We start from the raw sequence: 11965 nt of genomic DNA, 5'->3' as shown, positions 1-11965 counted from the left end.
TTGTTTAGATCAATTCGTATATAGATACGGCAGCAATCGTAGTTCATGGGGTCGGGCACATGCCATCAGGGCAATTGGAATGCGTTCTGATCGGGGACGAGTCGCTTCTGGTGCAATGCGCCGAGATCGTGCGGGCCCATGGCCATGCCGTCGCGATGATCGTCACGGACAATGCGTCGATCCGGAACTGGGCGGAAGGCCTTGGCCTCCCGGTCTGCGCCTTCGACGGCGACGTCGAGGTGCGGCTCGCGACAGTCGCCTATGACTGGCTTTTCAGCGCGGCCAATCTACGCATCATCCCGGATGCACTCTGGCGCAACGCACGGCAGGGTGCGGCGAATTTCCATGACGGTCCATTGCCGCGCTATGCCGGCCTCAATGCGCCGGCCTGGGCGATCATGGAAGGCGAGGCAGGCCACGGCGTCACCTGGCATGCGCTGACGGCTCGGGTCGACGAGGGCGATATCTACGCCCAGCGCATGGTCGAGATCGGCCCGGACGAGACGGCACTCACCCTCAATACCAGATGCTTCGAAGCGGGCATCGCGACCTTCGACGAAATGCTGACCGCCATCGAAACAGGCGCGTTAGCGCCGCAGGCGCAGGAGCTGTCGCAGCGCACCTACTACGCCAGGGACCGCCGCCCGGCGGCGGCTGGAACGCTGCTTTTCGACCGCGATGCGCAGACATTGTCGCGCGTGGCGCGCGGGCTCGATTTCGGCTCGGGCTATGCCAACCCGCTGGCCCGGGCGAAGGTGCGTACCGAATCCGGCCTGTTCGCGGTCACGAAGTTCGAGGCAATCGGGCACGCCGACGGCCAGCCTGCAGGCACGGTGATCTCGGTTTCTGATGACGGTGCCGTCATTGCCGCGGCGGACCAGCACGTACTGGTGCAGGGAAAAGGTCTTGGGCGGAATGCCGGCGAGACGCTGAGTTCCTGCCTCAGCCAGGCGATGCGCCTGCCTGCGATGACCGACGCAGAAGGACAGGTGCTGGACGAGGCAGTTGCGCGGACCGCCCGCCATGAGGGGCGCTTCCGCAAGGCGCTTGCTGCCGCGCGCGATGTCGATTTGCCCGACGTCAAGGCATGGTCGCCGGACGGTCAGGCGCAGGTGATCGCGCAGCCGCTGCAAATGCCGGTCCCAACGGGCTCGCGAGCAGCCGCGATTGTCGCCTTCCTGGCTCGGTTCTCCGGCCAGGATTCGCTCGATATCGCTTATGCGACGGACGCCATCGCAGCGCTGGATAGCCAGTTCCCAGGCTATTTCGCCAAGTCAGTTCCGTTCCGCGTCGAGGCTCCGGACGGTGAAACGGCCGAGGCTTTCGCGGTGCGGACAAATGAAGCCCTAGCCAAGCAGCGCGAGCGCGGCACCCATGTGTCCGACCTGGTGGAGCGCGTTCCCGGGCTGGTGGCTCCGCGCCTGACCGTCGGGCTGGTGGAAGCCGCGTCGCCGGCCCAGTCAAGCATTGTCGAGGGGGCGGCCCTGACTTTTGTGCTCGGTGCGGACGAGGCCCTGGTGTTGGCCGATCGGGCGCGGATCGGCGCGCGCGACCTTGCCGACATGCTGTCCCGGCTGGGCATATTCGCCGCTGCATTTGCGGCTGGCGACAAGGCGGTTTCAGACCTGCCGCTGATGTCCGATGACGAGCGTCAGCGCGTGCTCCATGGCTGGAACGAGACCGCCCGCGACCATGACCGCACGGCTTGTGTGCATACGCTGATCGAACGCCAGGCCGAACTGACGCCGGACGCGATCGCGGTCGCATTCCGCGAGCGGTCGCTGAGCTATCGCGAACTCGACGAAAAGGCCAATCGCGTCGCCAACCGCCTGATCGAACTCGGGGTGAAACCCGACACGCTGGTCGGCCTCCATGTCTCACGTTCGCCGGAACTCGTCATCGGTGCACTGGCGATCCAGAAGGCCGGCGGTGCTTATGTGCCGCTCGATCCGATGTTCCCGGCTGACCGGCTTGCCCTGATGGTCGAAGACAGCGGCGCGCCGGTGGTGCTCAGCGAGCGTTCGCTCGATGGATCGCTTGCCGTGGACGGCGCCCGGCGCGTGAACATCGAGGACGTCCTCGCGACGCCAGGCAGTGCCGAGCGGCCGCGCAGCGGCGTCACCCCGGCCAACCTTGCCTACATGATCTACACGTCGGGCTCGACAGGCCGCCCCAAGGGCGTGATGGTCGAGCATCGCAATGTCGCGAATTTCTTCGTTGGCATGGACGACCGCATCACGGTCGATGAAGCCGGGCAGCCCGTATGGCTCGCCGTCACCAGCCTGTCTTTCGACATCTCCGTGCTCGAGCTGTTCTGGACGCTGGCGCGCGGCTTCAAGGTGGTGATCCATGCAAGCGACGTGCATGACCACAAGAACGCGGCTCCGGCAGTGGCGCGCCGCGCAAGCGGCAAGACGCCGATGGATTTCGGTCTGTTCTACTGGGGCAATGACGACGGAGCGGGACCGGCGAAATACCGGCTGCTGCTGGAAGGCGCGAAATTCGCCGACGAGCACGGGTTCCAGGCGCTGTGGACCCCGGAGCGGCATTTCCATGCCTTCGGCGGTCCCTATCCGAACCCCGCGGTGACGGGAGCGGCTGTCGCTGCCGTGACGAAGAACCTGGCAATTCGCGCCGGTTCCTGCGTCCTGCCGCTGCATCACCCGGCGCGGGTCGCCGAGGAGTGGGCCATCCTCGACAACATCAGCAACGGCCGCGTCGGCCTGGCCTTCGCGTCGGGGTGGATGCCCGAGGATTTCGTACTGCGGCCGGAGAACGCGCCGCCGCATAACAAGGCGGCTATGCTGCGTGACATCGAGACCGTGCGCCGCCTGTGGCGCGGCGAGAAGGTCGAGTTCGATTTCGGCGGTGGCAAGCTGGGTGTCGTGACCCAGCCGCGGCCGGTGCAAAAGGAGCTGCCGGTCTGGATCACCACGGCCGGCAATACCGACACCTACCGCGAAGCCGGCCGCCTGGGCGCGAATGTGCTGACCCATCTGCTCGGCCAGTCGATCGACGAGCTGGCCGGCAAGATCCGCGTCTATCGCGAGGCGCTGGCCGAGGCTGGCCACGATCCGAGCGCGCACAAGGTCACGCTGATGCTGCACACGCTGCTCGGCGAGGATCGCGAGGAGGTGCGGGAGCGCGCGCGCGGCCCGATGAAGGACTACCTGCGCAGCGCTGCTGCATTGATCAAGCAATATGCCTGGGCCTTCCCGGCCTTCAAGAAGCCACAGGGCGTGGTCCAGCCGATGGACATCGACCTGCAGTCGCTGCAGCCGGACGAACTCGATGCCATCCTGGAATTCGCCTTCCTGCGCTATTTCGAGGACAGCGGCCTGTTCGGCACGGTCGATGATGCGCTCGCCCGCGTCGACCAGATCGCGGCCATAGGGGTCGACGAGGTTGCCTGCCTGATCGACTATGGCATCCCGAGCGACATCGTGCTGGAGCGGTTGAAGCCGCTGGCCGAGGTGGTCGCGCGGTCGCGCGGGACGGATGCGGACGAAGCCAACCCACAAAGCGCGCTCGCAGCCGATATCGCCGCGCATGATGTGACGCATCTGCAATGCACGCCGTCGATGGCGCGCATGTTCCTCGTCAACGAGGAGGACCGGAAGGCGATCAAGCAGGTCCGCCATCTTCTCATCGGCGGCGAGGCACTGCCGGCGTCCTTGCTGGCCGAACTGCGCAAGGTGACGTCGGCACCGGTCGAAAACATGTATGGCCCGACGGAGACGACCATCTGGTCCTCGACGATGACGGCCGACATTGGCGAGGGCGTCGTGCCGCTGGGCAAGCCGATCGCCAACACGCAGCTCTATGTGCTTGATGCTTCGCTTCGTCCTGTCGCGCCTGGAATGGCCGGCGAACTCGTCATCGGCGGCGAGGGCGTGGCGCGCGGCTATTTCGGGCGCGACGACCTGACCCGCGAGCGCTTCGTGGCAAATCCCTTCGCCGACGGCAGGATGTACCGCACCGGCGATCTGGTGCGCTACACCACCGACGGCGTCCTGCAGTTCCTCGGCCGCACCGACCATCAGGTCAAGGTGCGGGGCTATCGCATCGAACTCGGCGAGATCGAATCGCGGATCGCCGAATTCCCCGGTATCGCCGAGAGCGTCGTGATGGCTCGCGAGGATCGCGCCGACGACGTGCGCATTGTCGCCTATCTGCGCCTCAAGGAGAAGAAACTCGACGAGAGTGCCTTGCGCGCCCATTTGGTGAGGTCGCTGCCGGAATACATGGTGCCGGCGCATTTCGTGACGCTCAACGCCTTCCCGCTGACGCCAAATGCCAAGGTCGACCGCAAGGCCCTGCCGAAGCCTGAGGCCAAGCGCGAGGCGGAAGCCGAGATCTACGTCGCACCGGTCGACAACGTGCAGAGGGAAATCGCTGAAACCTTCCGCCGGATCCTCGGCGTCGAGCGTGTCGGGCTCAACGACAGCTTCTTTGCGCTCGGAGGTCATTCGCTGCTGGCCGTGCAGGCGCACCGGGAACTGAAGGCATCGGTCGCGCCCGACATCGCCATCACCGATCTGTTCCGCTTCCCGACGGTGGCGGCGCTGTCTGCGCATCTTGCCGACCGCGGCAAGTCGGATGAGCGGCTCAGCCAGGTTGCAGACCGCGCCGCCATGCGCCGTGCCGCACTCGGCGACCGGCGCGCCGCGATGCAGCGCCTGCGAGAAAGCTGATGGGTCTGCTCGCCGGGCTATTCGATGGGCATGTGGCGACAGCGCAGGGGGATCCCCGCTCGCTGGCCGCAGTGATGTATCCCATCGAGCAGTCCTATGTGTCGCGAGCGACGGAATCCCGTCGCCGCGAGTTTGCAGCAGGCCGATCGCTGGCACGCCAGGCGATGGCGTCGCTGGGCGTGCCACAGGCTGCGATCCCTGCAGCGTCGGATCGGGCGCCAGTCTGGCCGGCCGGCATCGTCGGAAGCATCAGCCATTGCTCCGGCTGGTGCGTGGCTGCCGTGGCGCGCGAAAGCCAAGATTGCAGCGCGCTCGGCATAGATGTCGAACCGGCAACGCCGCTGGAAACCGACCTCCTCGACACGATATGCGATGACGACGAGCTACGGTGGCTGGCGAGGCAGGCTGAGCCTGGGCGAGGGCTCCTAGCGAAGGCCATCTTCTCCGCCAAGGAAAGCGTCTACAAGGCTCAATACCCGCTATCGCGACAAATCATCGATTTTCATGCCGTTTCGGTAGCGTTGGATATGGTCAGCGGCAGCTTCCTTGCCAGGATTCGCGTGGACGCCGAGCCGTTCCTGTCCGGCTACCAAGCCAGTGGCCGCATCGCGATTACATCCGAATTCATTGCCACTGGCGTTGCGCTGAAAAACGTCAAGGAAAAAGCCGCGCAAAGGGAACTGTCGGCATGAGCCTGGTGCAATACGACGAACAAAGGCACATGGGCGCGGCCATGGAAGCTACCGCGCGCGGCCAAACGTTGCTCCTGGTCACCATGGTGCGTCTGCGTCGGGGACCACGCGGTCTTCAACTGGATGACCAGACATGTGCCGGGCTAGTACGCTGGACCGAGCATTTCGAGCGTGTCGTCTATTGCGGTCTGTTGCAGGAGAGCGATGACTGCGACGACGCATCCGTGACCTGGGTCGACATAGATAGCCTGCCCAATCGGGACCGCATGCGCATCGTGCCGCTGCCCTTTGCCTACAAGATCGGAGCATTTGCCCGTGCATATCGGGCAACGCGTCGGCAACTGGCGGAGGAGATCGGCAAAGCTGACAAGCTGTGCTTCACGCTCGGGTACGTCTTTGGTGATTGGGGTGGTGTTGCTGCCCTCGAAGCGATCAAACAAGGGCGCCGCTTCGCGACATGGTTTGACCGCGTCGAACATGACGTCCTGCGCAACACGTTGCATGCTTTGCGGTTTCGACGTCGCGTCAAGGAAAGAATGACGCTGCCGGTGATGATAGCCTATCATCGACATTTGGTGCGCAAGTCCTCGCTTGGCCTTTTCCAGGGCATGGATACTTTCAAAGCCTACGAGAAGTATTCGTCCAATCCTGCCTGCGTCTATGACGTCCACACGCAGCCGGAGGATTTCATCAATGCCGAACAGATCGAGCAAAAACTGGCAGGGATTGAGGCGGCTGCACCGCTGCGCGTCGTCTATGTTGGGCGTGCGGTTGCAATGAAAGGGCCGGAAGACTGGCTGCGCGTCATACACGGCGTCGTACAGGCTGGCGTCGATGTTCGGGCGACCTGGCTCGGTGACGGCCCGCTGCTGGACCAGATGCAGTTGACGGTAAAGCAGCTTGGCCTTGGAAACCATGTCGAACTGGCCGGCTATGTAGGCGACCGTGACAAGGTGCTAGATGCCTTACGCGAAAGCCATCTCTTCCTGTTTTGCCACAAGACGCCTGAATCGCCGCGCTGCCTGATCGAGGCATTGGTCTCGGGGTGTCCGATCGTGGGATATGGTACCCACTATCCGGTGGGCCTGGTCGAAGGTGCCGGCGGTGGCATGTTCAGCGCCATGGATGATTTCGTGGGCCTGGCAAAGCTCATTACCGAATTGGATCGGGATCGCGGTCGCCTCGTCAAACTGGTGCGTGATGCTGCCTCATGCGGTCGTCGTTTCGATGAGGCGACGGTCTATCGTCAACGCGCCGAACTGATTGCATCCTACGCGTGATGTGGGGCTTACGACGACTGCTGGTGCTGTGCGCAGCGGGATTGTTCATTGCTCCGGCGGCAAGCGTCCTTTCCGCCGCGGAGCAAACCCTGGAGCGGGTTGCGCCGATGAGATTGTTTGTTTCCGGCCACAGCCTCACGGACCGGCCGATGCTCGACAAGCTGGCGGAAATGGCCGCGGGCGCGGGCCGGCCCGTTGTCTGGAACATGCAGAACATCGGCGGCTCGTCGCTCGAACAGCGCTCCATGGGATCCGATCCCGAGCGCCCTTGGTCGGGCTTCAAAGCTGGCATGGATCGCAATGGCGGCTCCGTCGACGTCCTCGCCGAATTTCGCCAACCGTCCGTTGGGGGCGCGACCTATGACGTTCTGCTCGTGACGGAACTGCACTCCCTGCTCGATACGATCATGCGGCAAGGCACGGTGCGTTATCTCGCCGAATACCAGGGCCGATTCCTCGAGACCAATCCCTTGGGGGCGATTTGGTTCATGGCGCCGTGGCTGGACGTGTCAGACAAGGAGGATCCGCGGGACTGGATCGCCTATGAACGGCTTGCCTTGCCGGTCTGGCGATGCGCGGTGCAAGCCGCCAGTGGTGCCGCGGCGTCTGGCAAGAGCACGTCAGGCATCGGCTTCATCCCGGCGAGCCTCGCCCTGGCCGAACTGGTCGACCATCTCACCAGCGCTCCCCGCGCTGGCTTTGAAGATATGTCACCTGAAGACATCGTACGGGCGCTGTTTACCGACACCGTCCATTCGACGGAACTTGGCGAGGCCTATATTGCGCTGATAGTCCTGGCGACGATCGAGGGGCTGGACGCGCAGACGGTGCGCATGCCGGCGGGAGTAAGCACGCGCAAGCGCAGACGCTGAAGAGCTTCGCGGCGGATTTCCTCAGCCGGTACCGTGCCGAGCCTCTTGATCAATGCTCCGGCGGTATTTCACTCTCGTTTGCCTGGGCTTATTCCGGCTATGTCGGCAAGACCTATCGCGCCGACTTCTCCTGGCCGCGCGTGGCGATTCAGCGCCTGCGGGATACGGCACGGTTCGGCTGGAACCTGCGCAATGCCTACAGCGATTGACCTGCCGCGTTACTGCCGGCCGTGCAGGTAGAGCGCCAGCGCGGCCATGGTTCCGATGGACTGATGCACCGTGTATTCCTGCTGCATGATGACCGCGGGGTGCTCGACCAGATATTCGTGATAGGGCAGGGAAAAGCGTGGTGGTTCGATGCGGCGTTGTGGTGCGTTTTCGGTCGTGCCCGACTCTGCTAGCGGCGACCATGCCGGGCCGAACACCCAGCTGTAGGCGGTCGCGTTCTGTGAAGCGAAGCCAAAGATGGTGATGCCGCTCGGCGCGGCGACGCCCATGGCACGGTGATCCTCGTGCAATGGATGCAGGATCTGTCGAGCCCCGATCCCGGTCACGAAACTCAGGCCTACCTGATTGACCCCGACCATGGCCTGAAATCCCTGTTCCACGACCTGCAGGATCTGTGGGTCGCCCGACAGAAGATGCGCGCGGATCAGCGTCTGCGTCTGGTTGTAGTCGGGCGCGCCGCCTTCTCCCCACCCGGCAGGGGCATAAGGATGCTTCATGTTTGGGTAGGCGGCATGTTGCTGCACGTCGGTGATGATTGCGGCTTCCGCGGCGAAACGCGTCGCAATTTCCTCGCCTATCCCCGCATCCGAGCCGGCTGTCTTGAGATAGTCCCAGGCAGCATCGCCCTTGTGTGCAAAAAGTCCCTGGTCATCGCGCCAGGACGCTTCGAAGATATCGCGATGTTCGGTGCTGCCGAGGAGCCGGTAGAGTGCTGCCGCCGCGGCGCCGCGATATTCGCGAGCGATACCTTGCAACTGCTCGCGTCGTGCAGGCCAGCCGCCCGGTCCGAACGCGCCGGTCTCCGTAGCGACGACAATCGCGTCGCGATAATAGGTGTCTGGGTCGGCGAAGCCGCGTTCCGCGGCCGCCCACGCTGCGCGGGCGCTGTCTTCGAAAAGCATGGCGGCGCCCGCTTTGCCCCGCGTTTTCAGAATGCGCGCAAGTTTTGCGGCAACAGCGGCGTATTTGTAGGTCGAGATATGGTCGGGCGCGTAGGCATAGACCTCCTGCCGCTCGAGATAGCTTGGTTCGCCCAGCATGGGATGCGCTGCGCTCTCGATCCCGCCGCGAATGCCTCCGTCGTCGGTCTGCAGCCTGCGGAAGAAATCCATGACCCAGATCGCTTCATGGAGGAGGTCCGGCAGATCGTCGGTATCGCGATAGGTGGGGTTGGTGAGCAGGGCGCTCGACTTCGGCAGATCGAAGCTGGTCCCGCGCTGTGCCTCAGGCAGGGCCTCGAAGGCTTCGAGCAGAAGGGCCGCGACCTCGACATGCTGGATGCGACGGTCCCAGTCGCCTGCATCCATGTAGCCGCCCCAATAGCTGTCCGACGCTTTTCTTTCGGTGCGCCAGCGCGACTTCACACCTTCCTCGAAGGCAATGAAACCCGTGTCGAAATTGGACGACCAGGTCAGTGGCAGCCTGCTTTCGACGATGGACATGTCGGGGCCGGGCCGGAAGGCGACAGGTCGGCTGTAGCCGAAACGCCCATCAATCTCGATGCCGCTGCGCTGGTGGTAGAGTCCCGTCATGGAAACCCGCGCTGCGCTCAGCCAGATATCCGGTTCGACCTGAAACGGGTCCGAAACGCCGAGGCCCGGAACACGCAGTCGGAATGGTCCGCCTGACTGCGGCATCCAGGCGGAGTAGTCGAGCTCGAAGACGAAGGTTCCGGCGCGGTTGGCGCTGTATGCTGGGGTGGCTGTTGCCTGGGGGGAGAGGGTTGCCGGAAGCCGCCCGTTTGGATCGTCCAGCGTGAATGCGTTGGCCGTGGACTCGGACACGGTGCCGAAGACCGCACTGGGATCCTGTTCGCCGCCCAGTCGTTCGAGACCTACACGCCGACCATCGGTCAAGCCGTGTGGCGCAACCGTCGTCACGCGCCGGGCATTCGTGTCGAGTGACCGGATCGCGATGCGCGGTGCGGTTGCCGTGGTGTAGTCGATCAGCGGCTTGGGCAGGCCATTGCCCGGTTCGGCGTCGCCAGGATTTTTGCGCAGGTTTATGGTGCCAGCGAAGACCGTCTTGCCTTCGGGATCGATGATGTCGAAGGCGGTAGTGCCGTAGTCCCTGAAATCGACCGCGCCGTCGTCCTTGCCGCCCGGCAGCCAGAGCGCAAGAAAACCGGCCTTCGCCGTGTCCTTTGTCGCATGTCCAAGTTGCGTCGAACGGATCGCCACCGCGCGGGTCGTCCGGTCGTCGAAGGTGAAGCTTCGGTCGGCAAGCATGCCGTTTGGCCAGCGGATGACATGTGTGCCCTGCGGCAGGGGACCGTCGAGCTTGAGATATATCTGATGCTTGAAGGCGGCGCCTGTCCGCGTGTCGCCATTCGGGCCGGGATAGAGCCCGGAATCGTAGGGCATGGATTTGCGATGAACCGAGATGACGCGACGTCCGCCAATCGTACCGTAGAGGCCGGCAGCATCGACGCTGGCTCGGTCGAGGAATGTGCCGGGTGGCGTGTCCGAGAGCCGGACATGGTCGGCTTTCGGCCCGATGACCAGGCCTGGCACCCCATCGACGGCAGTCCACCGCCCACGCATCTGCGGCATCGGCTCGGGCAAGGTCACGATCCGCCCACGCACGAACGACGGATCGCGCAGTTCGACAGCGATGATATCAGGTGCAGCCATTGCGATCTCCGCGATTTCGACCGCGGGTGGATTGGCGCGAGCACTCGCCGGCAAGGTCAGCAACGCCATGAGAAACACACGAAATGCGAAGACCACGTTGTCGTTAACCTTCCGTCGGGTTGTTCTCGGACGTTAACCCGGAGTTCCCAGGCGCCATGTTATTGCACCCATGTCGAGCCATAAGGGTTATCGTTCTTTGAAGTTCGGGGTGCTTTTTCTCGCTTTGCTTGCGATTTTTCCGCTCGGCTTGCTGTTAAGAAGCACGCCCGCGCTGCGCAAGCCATTCTGGATAGTTTTCGGCGCCCTGCCATTTTTTGCCGCCGCCATCCCGATGTTTGACATCGGATTGCTTTCCTGGTCCGGCTATTGGATTGGCTTCGTATACGGCCTGCAGGTGACGATCATCGACTTGCTCGCTGCTGCGGTTCTCTTCACCTTGCCCCGCGGCAGGCTGCCCATGTGGTGCAAGCTGCCGTTCCTTCTCTACATTTTCGCTGCCGCGCTTTCGCTGCTGCAAGCCGATGAGCCGGTCGCCGCGAGTTTCGGCCTGCTGCAATTCGTCCGCATCTTCTTCGTCATGGTGGTGGTGGCTCGTGCCAGCGCTGATCCGGATGTGCCCTTCCTGATCCTGAAAGGAATGGCGATTGGCATGGCGGCGCATTTCGTTGCCGTCCTGTACCAGCGATTCCAGCTTCAATTGCCGCAGACGATGGGTCTCTTCATCCATCAGAACACGCTCGGCATGGCGGCCCACTTCGTCCTCTTCCCGCACCTTGCCCTGCTACTGGCCGGCTATCGCCACGTCCGTTATCTGGTCGGCATGGTTGTGGCGACGATCGTCGTGGTCGTCTTCACGGCATCACGTGCGACGGTCGGGTTTTCGGTGATCGGATTGGGGACGCTGTTCGTGACGCAGGCGCTTGCCGGCTTGACGCAGCGCAAGATGGCGGTCGGCTTTGCCGCGCTCGCCTCGCTTCTCATCGTGGCGCCCCTGGCAATTTCCACATTCTCCAACCGCTTCGAACTCAACCCGCTGGGAGAAAGCCAATATGACGAGCGCGCGGCCTTCAATCGTGCGGCATCGCTCATCCTCGATGACTTTCCGCTCGGCGTCGGCATCAACCACTACGTTCATATGGCCCGGGACTTTGGTTATTCGGAGCGAGCTGGCGTCATCGGCTTCGAGGGTAACCGCAATAACATTGTCCACAACGCTTATTGGCTGACCGCCGCCGAGGCCGGATATCCGGGTGTGATCGCGTTCTGCATCATGCTGATCGTGCCCATGTTCGTCGCGTGGTGGACCGGATGGCGCTCGAGGGGCACACTGGAGGGCAATTTGCTTCTCGGCTTCGGCGTGACCCTCCTGATCGCTTATCTCCATTCCTTCTACGAATGGGTGATCTTCATCAAGGAAATCCAATATCTGCTGGCCATGACGATGGGCATGGTCTTCGGCATCGCCTTGCGCCTGAAGGCGCCAGGCACGAATGCACGGCAAGCGGTGCCAACGAAAGTGATGCCGATCAATGCAGTATGAGGACAGTATTAACCATGAACGACGAA

6 protein-coding genes are annotated in these 11965 nt (G+C 63.3%); 5 read left to right on the top strand and 1 reads right to left on the bottom strand.

Going from position 1 to position 11965, the window contains the following annotated elements; all coding sequences use genetic code 11:
• Positions 1-59 precede the first annotated feature (59 nt).
• The 4 genes from O1Y97_RS24530 (at position 60) to O1Y97_RS24515 (ending at position 7538) form a co-directional block, all read left to right on the top strand.
• Positions 60-4694: a MupA/Atu3671 family FMN-dependent luciferase-like monooxygenase gene (locus O1Y97_RS24530; protein ID WP_268738186.1), complete on the top strand. Its 4635-nt coding sequence runs from the start codon at positions 60-62 to the stop codon at positions 4692-4694.
• Positions 4694-5386: a 4'-phosphopantetheinyl transferase family protein gene (locus tag O1Y97_RS24525; RefSeq protein WP_268738185.1), complete on the top strand. Its 693-nt coding sequence runs from the start codon at positions 4694-4696 to the stop codon at positions 5384-5386. Before O1Y97_RS24530 ends, O1Y97_RS24525 begins: the two co-directional genes overlap by 1 nt.
• Positions 5383-6666, top strand: coding sequence for a glycosyltransferase (locus O1Y97_RS24520; protein ID WP_268738184.1), 1284 nt, complete (start codon positions 5383-5385; stop codon positions 6664-6666). The genes O1Y97_RS24525 and O1Y97_RS24520 overlap by 4 nt, the downstream gene beginning before the upstream one ends.
• Positions 6667-6815: 149 nt before the next feature.
• A complete protein-coding gene (locus O1Y97_RS24515) occupies positions 6816-7538 on the top strand; it encodes a hypothetical protein (RefSeq protein WP_318764296.1) in 723 nt (240 codons plus the stop codon).
• Between the two features lie 218 nt (positions 7539-7756).
• Here O1Y97_RS24515 and O1Y97_RS24510 read toward each other — a convergent pair whose 3' ends face one another.
• Complete coding sequence (locus O1Y97_RS24510) at positions 7757-10399, bottom strand: glycoside hydrolase family 9 protein (protein ID WP_268738182.1); 2643 nt, start codon at positions 10397-10399, stop codon at positions 7757-7759.
• 169 nt (positions 10400-10568) lie between these two features.
• On the opposite strand from O1Y97_RS24510, the gene O1Y97_RS24505 reads away from it, so the two are divergent.
• Positions 10569-11939, top strand: coding sequence for an O-antigen ligase family protein (locus tag O1Y97_RS24505; RefSeq protein WP_108610167.1), 1371 nt, complete (start codon positions 10569-10571; stop codon positions 11937-11939).
• Positions 11940-11965: the final 26 nt, after the last annotated feature.

The organism is Aminobacter niigataensis, from assembly GCF_946995915.1.
Classification (GTDB): domain Bacteria; phylum Pseudomonadota; class Alphaproteobacteria; order Rhizobiales; family Rhizobiaceae; genus Aminobacter; species Aminobacter niigataensis.
Note: the sequence above shows the minus strand (reverse complement) of the source record. Positions and strands in the feature narration are given on the sequence as shown.